Source organism: Gemella parahaemolysans (assembly GCF_053758945.1).
Map to the genome: position 1 here is coordinate 90,486 of NZ_JBSMTP010000006.1, position 17,163 is coordinate 107,648.

General features: G+C 30.7%; 15 protein-coding genes. 10 read left to right on the forward strand and 5 right to left on the reverse strand.

From position 1 onward, the window contains the following. Nucleotides 1–3: 3 nt before the first annotated feature. Nucleotides 4–681, forward strand: coding sequence for a hypothetical protein (locus ACWOBP_RS05370; RefSeq protein WP_455337812.1), 678 nt, complete (start codon nt 4–6; stop codon nt 679–681). Between the two features lie 104 nt (nt 682–785). On the opposite strand, the gene ACWOBP_RS05375 is transcribed toward ACWOBP_RS05370, so the two are convergent. Both ACWOBP_RS05375 and ACWOBP_RS05380 read right to left on the reverse strand, forming a co-directional pair. Beyond that, nucleotides 786–1,211 (reverse strand): HIT family protein, encoded by a 426-nt coding sequence (locus tag ACWOBP_RS05375; RefSeq protein ID WP_455337813.1) that lies wholly within the window; start codon nt 1,209–1,211, stop codon nt 786–788. Between the two features lie 15 nt (nt 1,212–1,226). Further along, on the reverse strand, nt 1,227–2,051 hold the full coding sequence (locus tag ACWOBP_RS05380) for a purine-nucleoside phosphorylase (protein ID WP_455337814.1): 825 nt from the start codon (nt 2,049–2,051) through the stop codon (nt 1,227–1,229). A 266-nt stretch (nt 2,052–2,317) separates the two neighbouring features. Between ACWOBP_RS05380 and ACWOBP_RS05385 the strand changes: the two genes are divergently transcribed. The 7 genes from ACWOBP_RS05385 (at nt 2,318) to ACWOBP_RS05415 (ending at nt 11,146) form a co-directional block, all read left to right on the forward strand. Next, nucleotides 2,318–3,433 carry a BMP family lipoprotein gene (locus ACWOBP_RS05385; RefSeq protein WP_455337815.1) on the forward strand — a complete coding sequence of 372 codons (1,116 nt, stop codon included), beginning with the start codon at nt 2,318–2,320 and terminating at the stop codon, nt 3,431–3,433. 420 nt (nt 3,434–3,853) lie between these two features. After that, complete coding sequence (locus ACWOBP_RS05390; protein WP_455337816.1) at nt 3,854–4,957, forward strand: BMP family lipoprotein; 1,104 nt, start codon at nt 3,854–3,856, stop codon at nt 4,955–4,957. Nucleotides 4,958–5,393: 436 nt separating this feature from the next. Continuing rightward, nucleotides 5,394–6,500, forward strand: coding sequence for a BMP family lipoprotein (locus ACWOBP_RS05395; protein WP_455337817.1), 1,107 nt, complete (start codon nt 5,394–5,396; stop codon nt 6,498–6,500). A gap of 308 nt (nt 6,501–6,808) precedes the next feature. Continuing rightward, nucleotides 6,809–8,320 carry an ABC transporter ATP-binding protein gene (locus ACWOBP_RS05400; RefSeq protein WP_455337818.1) on the forward strand — a complete coding sequence of 504 codons (1,512 nt, stop codon included), beginning with the start codon at nt 6,809–6,811 and terminating at the stop codon, nt 8,318–8,320. A gap of 12 nt (nt 8,321–8,332) precedes the next feature. Beyond that, a complete protein-coding gene (locus ACWOBP_RS05405; RefSeq protein ID WP_455337819.1) occupies nt 8,333–9,397 on the forward strand; it encodes an ABC transporter permease in 1,065 nt (354 codons plus the stop codon). Beyond that, on the forward strand, nt 9,398–10,318 hold the full coding sequence (locus ACWOBP_RS05410; RefSeq protein WP_455337820.1) for an ABC transporter permease: 921 nt from the start codon (nt 9,398–9,400) through the stop codon (nt 10,316–10,318). Nucleotides 10,319–10,417: 99 nt separating this feature from the next. Then, nucleotides 10,418–11,146 carry a hypothetical protein gene (locus ACWOBP_RS05415; RefSeq protein ID WP_455337821.1) on the forward strand — a complete coding sequence of 243 codons (729 nt, stop codon included), beginning with the start codon at nt 10,418–10,420 and terminating at the stop codon, nt 11,144–11,146. Between the two features lie 218 nt (nt 11,147–11,364). Here the strand turns inward: ACWOBP_RS05415 and ACWOBP_RS05420 are convergent, their stop codons facing one another. After that, nucleotides 11,365–11,688, reverse strand: a complete 324-nt coding sequence (locus ACWOBP_RS05420; protein WP_455337839.1) for a YSIRK-type signal peptide-containing protein — start codon at nt 11,686–11,688, stop codon at nt 11,365–11,367. A 411-nt stretch (nt 11,689–12,099) separates the two neighbouring features. Here ACWOBP_RS05420 and ACWOBP_RS05425 point away from each other — a divergent pair, with 411 nt between their 5' ends. Then, nucleotides 12,100–13,125, forward strand: a complete 1,026-nt coding sequence (locus ACWOBP_RS05425; RefSeq protein ID WP_455337822.1) for a hypothetical protein — start codon at nt 12,100–12,102, stop codon at nt 13,123–13,125. Nucleotides 13,126–13,798: 673 nt separating this feature from the next. Further along, complete coding sequence (locus ACWOBP_RS05430) at nt 13,799–13,903, forward strand: putative holin-like toxin (RefSeq protein WP_081450717.1); 105 nt, start codon at nt 13,799–13,801, stop codon at nt 13,901–13,903. Between the two features lie 657 nt (nt 13,904–14,560). On the opposite strand, the gene ACWOBP_RS05435 is transcribed toward ACWOBP_RS05430, so the two are convergent. Together ACWOBP_RS05435 and guaA are read right to left on the reverse strand one after the other, a co-directional pair. Beyond that, a complete protein-coding gene (locus tag ACWOBP_RS05435; RefSeq protein ID WP_448905503.1) occupies nt 14,561–15,031 on the reverse strand; it encodes a GNAT family N-acetyltransferase in 471 nt (156 codons plus the stop codon). A gap of 414 nt (nt 15,032–15,445) precedes the next feature. Next, on the reverse strand, nt 15,446–16,990 hold the full coding sequence (gene guaA, locus ACWOBP_RS05440) for a glutamine-hydrolyzing GMP synthase (RefSeq protein ID WP_455337823.1): 1,545 nt from the start codon (nt 16,988–16,990) through the stop codon (nt 15,446–15,448). Between the last annotated feature and the right edge of the window lie 173 nt (nt 16,991–17,163).

Genomic DNA, 17,163 nt, shown 5'->3' on the forward strand with positions numbered 1-17,163 from the left:
AATATGGGTAAAATATTTAAAGGTGCTTTATTAGGAGCAGTGAGTGCATTAGGAGCTTATTATTATAAAAATCCTAAGGAATTAGAAAAACATAAGGATTTACTGAAAGAAAATACTAAAAATGGTATTGAAAAATTAACAGCAATAATTAATGAAAAAACTCAAGAATTAGGATCTAAAGTACAAGAAGAGCAAGATGTAGCTAAAGAAAAATTAGAAGAGTTAACATCTTCTGAAAAAGTAGAAAAATTAGAAGAAAATTTTGTGGAGTTAGGAGCAAAAGCTGAAGCTGTTAAGGAAGAAGTTGCCACAGAAGTAACTGAAAAAGTAGAAGATGTGAAAGAAGTTGTAGAACCTGTAGTAGAAAAAGCACAAGAAGTAGCAACGCCAGCTATAGAGAAAGTAGAAGAAGTAAAAGAAACTGTTGTACAAGCTACAGAACCTACTTTTACAGAAGTGGAAGAAGTAGTAGAAGATGCAGAAGAAACAATAGTGGAACATTTCGAAGAAAAAGTGGAACCAACATTTGAAGAAATTCATAAAGCTGTAGCACCAATAATTGAAAAAGCAGAAGAAGTAAAAGAAGACGTAGAAGAAGTAGTTGAAGAAAAACCAAAAACAACTTTAGATTCTATAGTATCTTTATTCGCTTCAAAAGAAGAAGAAAAGAAAAATAAATAATAATATAATGTATTCGGAGTAGGATAAAATTTTCTAACTCCGAATTATTTTTCCAAAAAATAACTAGATAATTAAATAATTACCTAGTTATTTTCTTACTATTTTTATAATCTATCTGAGATTGCTTTTCTAATCTCTTCAAATTCAGCAGGCTCAACTTTTTGAGGTGGCCATTTAACTTCTAAATTGTCGAAGTTTACATCTTTATCTTTATATCTTGGTACAATATGGAAGTGTAGGTGAAAAACACTTTGTCCAGCATATTCTTCGTTGTTTTGGAAGATATTTACTCCATCACAACCATATGCTTCTTTTACAGCATTAGCAATTTTTGGAAGAATACGTCCGATATTTGCAGCTGTCTCAGGTTCACAGTCGAAAATATTTCTACTGTGTTTTTTTGGGATTACTAGAGTGTGTCCTTTTGTAATAGGAAATACATCTAAAAAGCTATATACATGCTCATCTTCATATACTTTGTAACTTGGGATTTCTCCATCGATAATTTTTTCGAAAATAGTTTTTTCCATAATTATTACTCCTTATTATTTTAAGTTTTCTAATGTTTCAATTAAAAGTTTTTTCAGGTTTACACTAATTTTTTGTGCAGTTTGTAATACGTGTTCGTGGTCGTGTTTTTTCTCTTGAACACCTGTAGCCATATTAGTAGCACATGCTAACACTGCAACTGGAAGAGAAGCATGGTTTGCAGCGATTACTTCTGGAACTGTAGACATACCTACAAGATCACATCCCATAGTCTTAAATGCACGAATCTCTGCGCGTGTTTCGAAATAAGGACCTTGGAAGAATCCGTAAACACCAGTTTGTAATGTGATGTCTAATTTTTTAGCTGAATTATGTAAGTTTTCTACTAAGTATGGATCGAATGGAGTAGTCATATCAACGAATCTTTCTCCAAGACGTGGTTCGTTTTCTCCCATTAATGGATTATTGCTAACAAGAGAGATGAAGTCGTCAAGACAAACGATATCTCCTTCACTGAAATCAGTGTTGATAGCACCACATGCGTTTGTGATAAATAATCCTTTTACTCCAAGATGCTTAACAACATATGTCATAAAGGCTACATCTTTCATGCTGTATCCTTCATAGTAGTGAAGACGTCCATTTAATACTAGTACGTTTTTTCCAGAAATCTTTCCGAAAGTTAGTTTATTAGCGTGTCCTTTTACACGATTGGCATGTTTATTTCCTGGAAAAAGTGGGATAGCTTCATAGCCAAGTTCCTGTTGATTTTCTAATTCTAAAGTGATTCCACTTCCTAATACTACAGCGTAGTCAATTTGTTCTCCAAAATACTTTTTGATGTAGGTTGCCGTCTCTACAATATTTTCATAATATGTCATAATATAAATCCTCCTGAAAATGCTTTATCAAAGTTATTATAGCATAAAACATTCAGAAAATATATAACTTTATATTATTTATTCTCGATGACTGTAATATTAATATTAATGTGTTTATGTTATTGAAACATAAGAATGAATATTAATAGGTGCTATAATATTATGATTTATTTAATGTTATTTAAATATATTAAATAAATCATTTGCAAACGTTTTAAAAATATTGTATTATGAACTTAGTACATAAAGATTTTTAGGAGGAGATTATGAAAAAGTTACGTACTATATTTGCAATTTTAGTTGCATTATCATTAATTGTTGTTGGTTGTTCTTCAAAGAGTGCTAAGAACGATACGAAATCTGATGGTAAGAATGCCTATAAGATTGGTGTTGTAACTGGTGAAGGTGGAGCAAAAGATAAGAGTTTTAACCAAGCTAACGTAGAGGCGATTCAATCATGGGCAAAAGCAAATGGAGCAAAAGAGCCAGTTGTTATTGAAACGAAGAATCAAGCAGACTTAGCTGCAAACTTACAAAATGCTGCGAAGGTATCTGATATTGTATCTCTAGCTGGATTTGAATTTGAAAAAGAAATTACAAAAACTGCAGAACAATATAAAGATAAAAAGTTCATGTATGTAGATAGTTTTGTAGATGCTCCCAATATTGCTTCATTAATCTTTAAAGAACAAGAAGCAGGTTATTTAGCAGGATATGCAGCGGCTTTACAATCTAAAACAGGAAAAGTAGGATTTATCGGAGGTACTAAAATTCCGCCAGTAGAACGATTTGGAATTGGATTTGTACAAGGTGCTAAAGCAGCTAAAAGTGATATTAAAGTAATGTACAATTACAGTGGAACATTCTCAGATACAAATAAAGGGAAAACTTTAGCGGCTACTATGTATGATTCAGGAGCAGATGTAATTTTCGTTGCTGCTGGAAATACAGGTAACGGTGTAATCTCAGAAGCTAAAGAACGTGGAATAATCGATATGTCTAAGAGTGGAGAAATTAAACACTGGGTTGTTGGTGTTGATAAAGACCAATATGAAGAAGGTATCTTTAAAGGGAAAGATAAAGATGGCAAAGAATATCAAAAATCTGCTGTTTTAACTTCTGCTGTTAAAAATATTGAAGTAGCTGTAACAAAAATCTTAAATGAAATTAAAGAAGGCAAGTTTACTAAAGGTGAGCATATCTTTGGTATTAAAGAAAATGGGGTAGGAATTCCAAAAGAAAATCCTAACCTAAGTGAAGAAGCAAAAATAAAAATTACTAAAGCTATAGAAGAATTAAAATCAGGAAAAGTTGAAGTAGTAGCTACTGGAGATGAACTTAAAGCAAAAGGTGCTGTTACAAATATCGAAGGAGAGCTATAGGGTATAAGTATCTAAAATCTAAATTAATGGGAATCACTATTGTAGTGATTCCCATATTTTCAGATAACGAACATTTTAAAATTAAAAAAAGTTAAAAAAATATTTATTTTTAAAAAATATAGACAAAATTACTCTCTTAATAGACAGGAGTGATAGTTCGTATATAGCTGTTTAAAACGCTATATAAATTTAAAAAATATGGTATTGATTAATGAAAAAACGTAAAATAGAAAGTCAGAAAAATTTAAAATAAAGTATAGTTAAAACTTGGAATAATAGGTATTAAATAAGTTTCCTTAAAAAACGAACATTAAATTTAGAAAAGATAAAAAGATATGAAGAGGTTTGACTTTTTGTTTAATTATATGGTATTATCTTTTTTTAAAACAATTCTTAATCGTAAGGAGATTAATATTTAATATGAGAAAATTATTTTCATTTGTAGCGATAGTATTATCTGCTATTTTAGTTGTTACAGGTTGTTCGTCTAAATCATCAAAAGACAATTCTACTAATAAGTCTAACTTAAAAGTTGTTGTTGTAACTGATGAAGGTGGAGCGAAAGATAAGAGTTTTAACCAGAGTAATGCAGAAGCGTTAACTTCATGGGTAGAAAAAAATGGAGGTAAAGTATTAACTCCAGTTGAAACAAAAAATCATTCGGATTTAGCAGCTAATATGCAAAGTGCATCAAAAGCAGCTGATGTAATTTCATTGGCAGGTTTTTATTTTGAAAAAGAATTACCAAAAATGGCAGATGCATTTCCAGATAAAAAGTATATTTTTATCGATGGAGTAGTGGAAAAAGCTAACGTAGCTTCTGTTACCTTTGCAGAGCAAGAAGCAGGATATTTAGCAGGATATGCAGCAGCATTACAATCTAAAACTGGTAAAGTTGGATTTATCGGTGGAGCAAAAATTCCTACAGTAGCAAGATTTGGAATTGGATTCGTACAAGGTGCAAAAGCAGCAAATAAAGATATTAAAGTAGTATATAACTACAGTGGATCATTTAGTGATACAAATAAAGGTAAAACAATAGCAGCAACTATGTACGATACAGGAGCTGATGTAATATTTGTAGCAGCAGGTGGAACTGGTAATGGAGCAATTAAAGAAGCACAAGAAAGAGCTACGCAAGACCTTAAAGAAAGTGGAGAAATTAAACACTGGATTGTAGGTGTTGATAAAGATCAATATACTGATGGTGTCTTTAAAGCTAAAGACAAAGATGGAAAAGATGTTGAAAAATCAGTTGTTGTAGCATCAGTTATTAAACGTGTAGATGTTGCAGTAAAAAATGTATTAGATAGCATTAAAGCAGGAAAATTTGAAGGTGGAAAAGAACATGTCTTTACTATTAAAGAAGATGGAATTGAATTAACTTTAGGAAATCCTAATTTAAATGAAGATGCTAAGTCAAAAATTAAAAATAAAATTGAAGAGTTAAAATCTGGAAAAGAAACAGTTGTAGCAGAAGCTGATAAATTATCTGATAAAAATAATATTGACGGTGAATTATAAAAAATAGTTTAAAGAAAAATCTCTATAAAACTTTTTGTTTTATAGAGATTTTTCTATTAATATGTGATAATGTTACGGAAATAAAGTGAATTAATTTAATGTTCGAGATTTTAAAAGTTTTAATAACGCTTAAAAATAAACATTTATAACTACTTCGTAATAATGTGTAATAATTATAAAGATATAATAGTTCGTATAATAAATGAAAACGATATTAATGTTTTGAAAATGCTTTATTGTTGTTGGTAAGTTACAGATAAAGTATAGAAAATAGTTATGTTATATTCTATAAATACTATATTAATAAGCTTTTATAATTAGAAAACGAACATTATGAAAAAATGTTAACATTTTCTAAATATAATATTGATGTTTTAAAGATAATGTGGTATTATTTAGTTATAAACAATATACAAATAAAGGAGACTTTTTATTTATGAAAAAGGTATTTTCATTAATCGCAGTTGTCTTATCAGCAGCATTAATTATTGTTGGATGCTCTTCTAAATCATCTAACGGAAATTCATCTTCAAGCAACTCTGGGTTAAAAATCGGTGTTGTAACTGATGAAGGTGGAGCAAAAGATAAAAGTTTTAACCAAAGTAACGTTGAAACAGTAAAAGCTTGGGCAGAAAAAAATGGTGGAAAAGCACTTAACCCAATCGAAACTAAAAACCAAAGTGATATCGCTGCTAACTTACAAAATGCAGCAAAAGCTTCTGATGTAATTTCATTAGCTGGTTTCTACTTTGAAAAAGAATTACCAAAAGTTGCAGATTCATTTGCAGATAAAAAATTCATTTTCATCGATGGTGTAGTTCAAAATAAAAACGTTGCTTCTGTAACATTCTCAGAACACGAAGCTGGTTACTTAGCTGGATACGCAGCAGCTTTACAATCAAAAACTGGTAAAGTTGGATATATTGGTGGAGCTAAAATTCCTGCAGTAGTTAAATTTGGTGTTGGATTCGTTCAAGGTGCTAAAGCAGCTAAAAAAGACATCAAAGTTGTTTACAACTACAGTGGGTCATTCAACGACACTAACAAAGGTAAAACTTTAGCAGCAACTATGTACGATGCTGGTGCTGACGTAATCTTCGTAGCAGCAGGTGGTACTGGAAGTGGATCTATTAAAGAAGCTCAAGAAAGAGCAACTAAAGATCTTAAAGAAAGTGGAGAAGTTAAACACTGGATCGTTGGTGTAGATAAAGACCAATATTCTGAAGGTGTATTCAAAGCTAAAGATAAAGATGGAAAAGACGTTGAAAAATCAGTTATCTTAACTTCAGCTGTTAAACGTATCGACGTAGCAGTTGCTAACATCTTAGACGCTATCAAAGCTAACAAATTCGAAGGTGGACAAGCTAAAGTCTTCACTATTAAAGAAGATGGTGTTGGACTTCCAGCAGAAAACCCTAACTTAAGCGATGATATTAAAGGTAAAATTAAAACAGTTGTTGAAGATCTTAAAGCTGGAAAAGCAACAGTTGCAGCAGATGCAGCAGGTGTAGCAGATAAAGCTAATATTGACGGAGAACTTTAATTTTAGAAAATTTATGAAAAAGGCTAGCAGATGCTAGTCTTTTTTATTTAATAGTTTCACTTTATTTTACAACTCATCATAGAAAAAATAGTATTAAAAAATTCATATGATAATTATTATTATGTTAACGTTTAAATAAGTATGTTTTTGATATATATAAAACGAATACACTGTTATTATTATTAAATTTGCTGTATTGTTAACTAATGCTAAATATATATAAAAAAATACCTTAAAAAGCTATACTACTTTGTCAAAATATATTATAATATATAGTATGTAAGAATATATAAAAGAGAGGTAAAGATATGTACGCTATAGAAATGCTAAACATAACTAAAAAGTTTGGCGACTTCTACGCAAATAAAGATATCACTATTCAAGTAAAGAATAATGAAATTCATGCCTTACTTGGTGAAAATGGTGCTGGAAAATCTACGTTGATGTCGGTTCTTTTTGGTATGTACCATCAAGAAGCCGGTGCTATTAAGTTGAATGGTGCGGAAGTTGATATTAAAGATCCTAAGCATGCGAATAAACTAGGGATTGGTATGGTACACCAACACTTTAAACTTATTAAAAACTTTACAGTTGCTGAAAACATCATTTTAGGTATGGAAGAAGTAAAAGGTGGAAAAATTGATTTAGATAGTGCAGCTGAAAAAATCAGTGAGTTATCTAAAAAATATGGTTTAGAAGTTGACTCTAAAGCACTAGTTGGAGATATTAGTGTAGGGATGCAACAAAGGGTAGAAATCCTAAAAATGTTATATAGAGATGCCAACATCTTAATTTTTGACGAACCAACGGCGGTTTTAACTCCAGCTGAGATTAAAGAATTCTTAGCTATTCTTAAAAATCTTCAAGCAGAAGGAAAAACTATCTTATTAATCACTCACAAACTTAACGAGATTATGGCAGTTGCAAATCGTTGTAGTATTATTCGCCGTGGTGAGTACTTTGGAACTGTTGAAATAGCAGAAACTACAAAAGAACAATTAGCTAGTCTTATGATTGGTAAAGACTTAGAGATTATAAAATATGAACGTTCTAGAGACGGGAAGAAAAATATTCTTGAAGTTTCAGGGATATATGCGGATACTTCTGAGAAAAAAGACATTCTTCATGACTTCAACTTAAATGTACGTGAACGTGAAATTCTAGGTATCGCAGGGGTTGATGGAAATGGTCAACAACAATTTGTAGAAGTACTAAATGCTTTACTTAAAGAAACAAAAGGGAAAATTATTTTTGACGGAAAAGAAATCAATTCATTATCTACTGCAAAACGAAAAGAACTAGGGCTTGAAATTATTGCAGAAGATAGACACAAAGATGGTCTTGTACTGGACTTTAGTGTTGAAGAAAACTCAGTTTTAGAAAACTATTATACAGAAAAATTCTCTAATCGTGGATTCTTGAAGAAAAATATTATCTCTAAATTTGCGAAAGAAATCTGTGAAAAATACGATGTTCGTAAAGCTGGAGATGAGACGATTTCTGCACGTAGTATGAGTGGTGGTAACCAACAAAAACTTATCATTGGGCGTGCTTTAGAATTACATCCGAAATTATTAGTTACAACACAACCTACTCGTGGACTTGATGTTGGAGCTATCAATGGTATTCATAAAATGCTAATCGACTACCGTGATAAAGGTAATGGTGTACTTTTAATTTCATTTGACTTAGATGAAATCTTAACATTATCTGATAGAATTGCAGTTATTCACAATGGTAATATTATTGATATCGTGGATAACGATGAGAATGTAACAAAAGAACAACTTGGTCTGCTTATGGCAGGGGTTAAGAAGTAGAGAGGAGAACGTATGTTAAAAAAAGTTTTAACTAATGCGGTGCTACCGATATTAGCTTCATTTATTATAGGGGCGATTCTTATTTCAGCGATAGGGGCAGCACCAGGAGATGTGTTTGGAGTAATTGGAGATATTTTCTCAGACTCAAACAGTATAGCTGAAATTTTCGTATCAACAATTCCACTTATTTGTACTGGATTATCTGTTGCATTTGCATTTAGAACAGGTTTATTCAATATTGGGGCAGAAGGTCAATTCATTATGGGTGGACTTTTCGCTGGACTTGTTGCGATTAAAATGGAAGGTATGAACTTCTATTTAGTATTAATTACTAGTATTTTAGTTGGGATTGTAGTAGGTGGTCTTTGGGCTGCTATTGCAGGTTACTTAAAAGCTAGATTCAATATTAGTGAAGTAGTTGTAACAATCATGTTAAACTACACAGCTTTATATTTCGTACAATTTGCTGTACCTAAATATATTAAAGGAACTAATGATATCATTTCTAAACCTATTGTTTCAGCTGATGGAACAGGATACTTACAAAATAGTTTAGTAGAAGGTATTTTCAACAACTATCGTTTAGGAACAGATTTATTCTTAGCTATTTTTAGTGTTATTATTTTCTATATCGTTATGGAAAAAACAGTATTCGGTTATGAATTACGTTCTGTAGGTTTTAACCCGAATGCATCAAAATTCGTAGGTATGAAGGTTAATAGAAATACTGTATTATCTATGGCTATTTCAGGAGCTTTCGCTGGTCTAGGTGGGGCGCTTTACAACATGGGACCTGTAGGACAAGTAGTTGCAGGTTCGACATTCCAAGGATTTGGATACATGGGAATCGCGGTTGCTTTAATCGGTGCTAATACTGCGTTAGGAACATTATTAGGAGCATTATTATTCGGATTCCTAGGAGTATTAACTCCACAACTATCATTCATCGGTATTCCAAAAGATATCGCGAATATTTTAATCGGATTAATCGTATTATTTGTTGCAGCTAAAGCTATCTTTGATAACAAGTTGCTTGATAAATTATTTAGTAGTAAGAAACAGAAAGGAGACAAATAGATGGATACAGTATTATCACTATTAGACTCAATGTTACAATATACTGCACCTATTCTTATAGCTGCCATCGGTGGTTTCTATTCAGAAAAAAGTGGGGTTGTTAACATTGCCCTTGACGGTTTCGTAATTTTTGGATCATTCGTTGCATCACTATTAGCATTATCAGTGTTCGATGGATCTCCATCATTATTCCAATTAGTAATTTGTTTAGTTGTTGCGACACTTGCTGGTGGTTTAATGTCATTAATCCACGCATACATCAGTATTAACTTAAAAGCTGACCAAGTTATCTCAGGTACAGCGATTAACTTAATTACACCAGCTATAGCATTATTCTTAGTTAACCACTTTAATGGTACATATGAATTATTATTAGCAAGTGGTTTCCCAAGATATACAGTATTTGGTAAATTTACTATTTACCCTACAGTATTTATAGCTATAATCCTGGTAATTGTAACATATTATGTAATTTACAAACGTCCATTCGGATTACGTTTACGTTCTGTAGGGGAAAACCCACAGGCGAGTGATTCACTTGGATTAAACGTATTTAAATACCGTTACATTGGGGTATTTATCTCAGGATGTTTAGCAGGATTAGCTGGAGCTATCATTGCAACTACATTCTCTCAAGGATTTAACGCAGCAATCACAGTATACGGATTCGGATACTTAGCATTAGCGGCATTAATCTTTGGTAAATATAACCCAATTACAATCACATTAGCTTCGTTATTCTTCGGAGGGACTAAAGTATTCGCTGAGAAAGTTTCTATCTTAGCACCAGATTTACCAATTCCAGTATCATTCTGGAACATGTTCCCATTCGTAGCTACAATCATTGCACTTATCGTATTTTCTAAGAAAACTGCTACACCAGAAGCACTTGGTATTCCGTACGATAAAGGTTTAAGATAATAAATACAGTAGTCTTTGAAACTTATAGGTTTCAAGGGCTACTTTTTTATTATTAATATATAGTATAATATAGATATGTAAAATAAAGGAGATGTATTTATGAATAAAAAGTTATTAATGTTTCTTACGATTGGAGCGCTAGTTATAACAGGTTGTACAGGAAAAGGAAGTTCAAAAACTTCTGATCAGAAAAATAGCCCAGAGCAGAAAGAAAATAAAATAGAAAATAGACAGGAAAATGAAGGTAAAGAGGAAATCCCTAAAGCAATAAAAGAGTTTAGACATGATTTAATAGCAGTAGAAAGATTAGCTAATTTAGTTGCTGTTTCAGGAAATGATTTATCAAGGTTAAATAAGCAGACAAATTTATTAGCGTGGATTACTCAACATAAATCTACAGAATTTAATTCACCGGGAGGTGTCTTATTGGCTAAAGTTTCAATACAAGATTTTGTTGATGTAGTTAATGAATTTTCAGATAAAACATATTCTAAAGAAGAAGCGTTAAAGCTATTGCAAAGTCCAACATTCATAAAGTATGATAGCAAATCTCAAGCAACGACTACATTCCCTAAAGATAGTGAGATATACTACTATAAAGGTGATGATACACTCGTATTTGCGTCTATTGAAAAAGGTCATAACTATCCACAAGAATTAGATAAAAAAGAAAACTGGAAAATAGAAGGGGATAGCATAAAAATTAATGTGTTAGATGTTATGACAAAAACAAGAATTTCAACAATAACATTGAAATTAAATAATAAAAATTACACAGGTGGACATAGTAAATCAAAATACTATGTTGCTGAAGTAAAAAGTGAGTAATTAAAAATAGAAAAGTAGTTTATTAACTTTTAAAATGAATATAATTTTTATATTGCTACAATAATAAAAGAATTCAATAAAAGAGGATGTTTCCTGTATTATACAGGATAACATCCTCTTTTTTAAAAATATATTTGTGTTCAGAATTTTTTTTATGTAGTATTTTTTCTATGAATTATAGATTGATACACAGTAAGTACTATCGAATCCATTCTCCATTATGGTTTACATGGTAACCATCTGGTGTTATCGTCTTTATAAATTGTTTTAAAAGAAATATTTTGAATATTTTTTTCAGATTTATAAGTAGTTACTTTAGTTCCACGTCTAACAATTTTACCAACTTTTAATTCATAATATGATTTTGTTTCTAATTCAGTATAGTCTGAACTTGTAAGTGATGATGAGTAGTTGTAAGGTGAATAGTTGTAAGGCGAGTAATAACTAGCAAATGAAGTATTAAGAGTGGTTGTTATTGATACCCCAGTCATTCCAAGAGAAACGGAAGCAACTCCAATAGCTAGTTTTCTTATTGAGAAAATTTTTTAATATATATCTGTTCATTTATAGATACTTTCGTTCTACGATGTTTTAGATAATAATACAAGGTGCAAAAGATGGGATATCTTTTTAAATTGTGAACAATTAGTCTTATAGCAATAAATATTTGTGGTGATTTAAATATATCTTATTGATAAACTATAAATTTTAACACTTAATAAGAATTTTTGATTTTTTGTTTTTATTTATCATAAATAAAAAGATTTATTAGTTAACATAAGATTTATGTAACTACTTCAATCTTACAAGTAATCTATGTAATTAAAACTACAGAAAAGAATCATAGATTGTAGAAATTCTTTATGAGTTCTAAAATAATTTCAAAGAAAGTAATTGTTTATTGGTTATATAATGTTATAATTATAGCAATAACAAAAAAGGAGAATTAGTTTGTGAATAAAGTTAAGAAGTTTTTGAAGGATTTGAGAAGTAGTAAAAGTTTTAAAGAAACTCTAGATATAATTATAGATTTTAGAGCTAGTAATGGAGAAATGAATGTACCTGAAATTATTGAGATGATAAATATAATATCAGAAAATAGACAAGTATTTGGAGTTCTTAGGCCATGGGATAATGATAAGTTTTTCAAGAATAATGAGGTAAGAGAGTTTATTTCTAAGTATGTAGATATATTGATAAAAAACAAAAAGGACTTAAATCAAGATACTTTAAATGATTTAAATAAAGTATTTAGAGCTATTTATTTATCATATTTAAGAGCCGAGAATAATAAAGAAGATGTCTATTTGTATCATGGAAATAGTGTAATTACATCATTAAGTTTTATTTTAAATAAAAAATTATTTTCTAGGAAATATGGGGAAGACAATGCTATTCCTCAAACATTTCAAAAAAGTGATGATAAGGATAAAGAACAAGATATATATAATGATATATTTTTTGATAATTCCGATATAGGTGAAGTTAATATTTGTGCATATGGTCCAATAACGTTTGTTTTTAGTGCAGAGAAAATATTCCAAGTAGATAGAGAGATAAAGGTGACAAAGGAAAATCCGATTAAAATAGAAGAAATTAATGATATGTATTTTTCAGGATTATCAGAAATAAAAAAAGAAATAGATGAAGGGAAGTATAAATTTTATAAACAATTTAATTATCATACAACTATTAAAAATTGTGATTATATTGAGTTAACTAAAGAAAATTTGAAATACATAATTATTGAAAATTGTAAGAATCAGGATGAAGTCATTCAATTGAGTAAAGAATATAAAGTTCATTCGTCAATAGAATTAAAGAAAATGTTTGAGAGAGCATTAAGTAATGTAAATTTAAATGAAGTAGAAGTATGTATAAGGAATTTTAGAGAAAATAAGTTTATTCCAAATATGGCAACTGATATAGAAGAATTGTGGTCGAGTGATCTAGAGGTTTTGTTTAGAAAAGATAAGTAGTTATATATGAAATGAATCTGATAAAAAGACTCCATCAATAATTTTTGATAGAATCTTTTTGGAGACACTTTGGAGATAATCCAAAGTGTTTTAACTTGTTTTTAATCTATATATATATTGTTCTGTGGGCAGTTAGAACTAATAATCTTTTCCTCACTTTGTTCGTTAAGATTAAAGTTCTTGTTGCATACGCTGTACCTAAGAATTATGTCGTCGTTAAACTCCTAATAATTCAAATGTACACCGCATTATTCCCATTCGATAGAGGAAGAATCTATCCTGAGTGGTTGGTATCATAGGAAGTATCGATTTTATTTTTTATATTGGCAGGGGAAATGGCAGGGTATAAAAAGTATAATTATTTAGTAAAAAGTGTTGATATATTAGTATTTATAAATAGTTGATTATGATAGTTTAATTTGATATAATCAAAACAGGAGAGAGAAGTTAGGGAGTGTAAAACTTCCGATAAAGATTGCGGTAGTCGTTTATTTTTCAAAGTCATAGACTGAAGAAAAATATTACGAATAGCGTATGCAACAAGAACTTAAAAAGAAGGTGCTAAAAAAATAGCATCTTCTTTTTCTAGTTCTCACTGCTGTGGCTACTTCAATATGAAAGGGGATGGTGCTATGCTCGTATACACTAGAATCTGGATGAAAGGAGTAGCAAGTTGTCAGCTTACGAAATTGTACAAACGATTATTGGAATAAATCTATTGATTGTTTCAGTAGTTAGTGCATGTATTGTAGCATTAAAAAAAGACAATAAAAAATAACCATCTTTATACTTTGGCTAGGTAAGATGGTTATATAAAACTATTTCACGAGCCACCGTCTTTAAAACGGCTCTCTCTTTTCATAATTTTATTTTATCATAAACATAATTTAATTGCAATGATTTTGTCAGATTGCAATTGTACAGACGATTATTGGAATAAATCTTTTGATTGTTTCAGTAGTTAGTGCATGTATTGTAGCATTAAAAAAAGACAATAAAAAATAACCATCTTTAAACTTTGGCATAGGGTAAGATAGTTATTTAATAATTACATATTCGAGCCACCGTCTTTTAAGTTAGTCATTTGTTTTTCAAAGTCAAAGACTGAAGAAAAATATTACGAATAATTTATACTACGACTACTATAATTTCTACGAACGTAGTGAGTTAAGAAATTATTAGTAAAGTCAGTGCAAACGGCTATTTCCTCCATATCTTACCATATATGAAGAAAGAAATCAAAGATTTTAATAAAAATCCCCACCGAAAAATTATTAGTGGGGAAAATGTCAGGGTATAAATTTGTATTTATTTTGTATTTAGTTTTTAAAAGTAAACTATATCAAGTTTCTTGGTGAATATATTACTTTATTTTTACTCATCGAGCTTTTAGATACTAAAATATTTTATTTATAAATAAAACATTATTGAAGTATTATTCCCCTAAATATTTAATATATATTTGACATGGATTCCATTCGTCCCATAAGGTAGGGAAACATTCTAATTCTTTATAACCCATTGCGATATAGAATTCATTAGTAATATCATATTCTTTGTAGTGTCCCATTTTTACAGTTTTTACCTGTGAGTAGGAATATCCAAGATTTTTTGCCATATTTTCGAATTCTGTATTTAGTTTTGTTCCAATTCCCATTCTATGAAATTTTTTCTTTATACCCATTACAAAAATATCTGCAGTATCCTTACTTGTTGCGTTTAATACGATAAAACCTGCAACTTCATTATCTGCATAGCAAGCCAAAAATGGTTTATCTTGTGAATCTTTAATATACTCTTCTGTACTTTCAGGTAGACCAAACCATTCAGGAAGGTCGTAAAGGACCTCTTTAGATATTATTTCTTTTTCTTTCTTGTCTATTATTTCTTTAATTATTAAATCCATATTATTTTCCTCTTAAAATTATAATTCAATTTAATTATAACATACTTAATAAGTATAACAAAAGTAGTCAGAAGAAATTGAAAATGTTGCTATTTTGATAAAATTTGGTGTTGAATGTATTATTCTTGATTATCTATTTTTATATTTATATTTTAGTGTAGATAAGGTAAGAAATCAAAGATTTTTTAATAAAAAGACCTTATCAATAGTTTTTGATAAGGTCTTTTTGGAGACACTTTGGAGACAATCCAAAGTGCTTTAACTAATTTTCAATCTATATATTTTAACATATGGACAGTTAGAACTAATAATCTTTTCCTCACTTTGTTCGTTAAGATTAAAATTCTTGTTGCATACGCTGTACCTAAGAATTATGTTGTCGTCATACTCCTAATAATTCAAATGTACACCGCATTATTCCCATTCGATCGTTGCAGGAGGTTTACTTGTAATATCGTAGACTACGCGGTTAACGTGAGCTACTTCGTTTACGATACGAGCTGAAATCTCTTCAAGTACTTCAAATGGAATGTGAGCCCAGCTTGCTGTCATACCATCGATACTTGTTACGGCACGAACTGCTACTGTGTAGTCATATGTACGAACATCTCCCATAACTCCTACTGAACGAATGTCTGGAAGACATGTGAAGTATTGCCAGATTTCTCCTTCTAATCCACGTTTAGCGATAACATCACGTAGGATGAAGTCACTGTCACGAACGATTTGAAGTTTTTCTTCTGTTACTTCTCCAAGAACACGGATACCAAGACCTGGTCCTGGGAATGGTTGGCGCCAAACGATTTCGTGAGGAAGGCCAAGTGCTTCACCTAATGCGCGAACCTCATCTTTGAATAGAGTGTTAAGTGGCTCGATTAGAGAGAAACGCATATCTTCTGGTAATCCACCTACGTTATGGTGTGATTTGATTGTTTGTGCATTCTTAGTTCCTGATTCGATAACGTCAGTGTAAAGAGTACCTTGAGCTAAGAATGGAACATCATGAAGTTTAGCGCATTCTTCATCAAATACATAAACAAATTCATTACCGATGATTTTACGTTTTTGTTCTGGGTCACTTACACCTTTAAGTTTTCCAAGGAATCTTTCTCTAGCATCGACTTTGATTAGATTCATGTTGAATCCACCTTCGATTTCTTTACTGAATGTGTTCATTACAGCTTCAGCTTCACCTTTACGAAGTAAACCGTGGTCGATAAACATACAAATTAGTTGATCTCCGATTGCTTTATCTAGTAGGGCTGCTACAACCGATGAATCTACACCACCAGATAGTGCACAAAGAACTTTTTGATCTCCAACTTCTGCACGAATTTCTTCAATTTTTTCATCGATGAAGTTTTGGATAGTCCAGTTTTCAGTACATTTACATACGTTACGGATGAAGTTTTTAATTAAGTCATAACCGAATTCTGAGTGACGTACTTCTGGGTGGAATTGGAAGCAGTAGAAGTCTTTTTCTACGTTTTCAGCAGCAGCGATTGGGCAGTTATCACTTGTTGCTACAACTTTGAATCCTTCAGCAAGTTCAACAACTTTATCAGAGTGACTCATTAATACTTGTTGAGAAGCAGGAGTACCTTCGAATAATTTAGCTCCTGGAGTTACGTCAACATTGTGAGCTCCATATTCTCTACTAGTCGCAGATTCTACTTTTCCTCCTAGTTTGTGTTGCATAAGTTGCATTCCGTAACAAATTCCTAATACAGGAATACCTAGGTTGAAAATCTCATCATCAATTGTAAGAGAGTTTTCTTCATATACTGAGTTAGGTCCACCTGAAAGGATAATTCCTTTAGGGTTCATTTTTTTGATTTCTTCAATAGAAATTTCATTGTCGTGTAGTTCAGAATATACACCAAGCTCACGTACACGGCGAGTGATAAGTTGGTTATATTGACTACCGAAGTCTAGAACTAATATAAATTCGTGTTTCACGGTTTTCCTCCTAATATATACTTTTATTAATATAAACTATTATATCAAGAAGTTGAAGATATGTAAAATCTTAAATGTTAGAATTTTTATGAATTTTTCTGGTGAAATATTGATTTTTTAACGAAAAAACAGTTAAAAACGAATGTTAACTTTATGAAAGGGATAGAAAATTC

Excerpts from the sequence above, each read along its gene's own strand:
- ACWOBP_RS05370 (WP_455337812.1), top strand. The coding sequence starts at position 4 with ATGGGTAAAATATTTAAAGGTGCTTTATTAGGAGCAGTGAGTGCATTA.
- ACWOBP_RS05375 (WP_455337813.1), bottom strand. The coding sequence starts at position 1,211 with ATGGAAAAAACTATTTTCGAAAAAATTATCGATGGAGAAATCCCAAGT.
- ACWOBP_RS05380 (WP_455337814.1), bottom strand. The coding sequence starts at position 2,051 with ATGACATATTATGAAAATATTGTAGAGACGGCAACCTACATCAAAAAG.
- ACWOBP_RS05385 (WP_455337815.1), top strand. The coding sequence starts at position 2,318 with ATGAAAAAGTTACGTACTATATTTGCAATTTTAGTTGCATTATCATTA.
- ACWOBP_RS05390 (WP_455337816.1), top strand. The coding sequence starts at position 3,854 with ATGAGAAAATTATTTTCATTTGTAGCGATAGTATTATCTGCTATTTTA.
- ACWOBP_RS05395 (WP_455337817.1), top strand. The coding sequence starts at position 5,394 with ATGAAAAAGGTATTTTCATTAATCGCAGTTGTCTTATCAGCAGCATTA.
- ACWOBP_RS05400 (WP_455337818.1), top strand. The coding sequence starts at position 6,809 with ATGTACGCTATAGAAATGCTAAACATAACTAAAAAGTTTGGCGACTTC.
- ACWOBP_RS05405 (WP_455337819.1), top strand. The coding sequence starts at position 8,333 with ATGTTAAAAAAAGTTTTAACTAATGCGGTGCTACCGATATTAGCTTCA.
- ACWOBP_RS05410 (WP_455337820.1), top strand. The coding sequence starts at position 9,398 with ATGGATACAGTATTATCACTATTAGACTCAATGTTACAATATACTGCA.
- ACWOBP_RS05415 (WP_455337821.1), top strand. The coding sequence starts at position 10,418 with ATGAATAAAAAGTTATTAATGTTTCTTACGATTGGAGCGCTAGTTATA.
- ACWOBP_RS05435 (WP_448905503.1), bottom strand. The coding sequence starts at position 15,031 with ATGGATTTAATAATTAAAGAAATAATAGACAAGAAAGAAAAAGAAATA.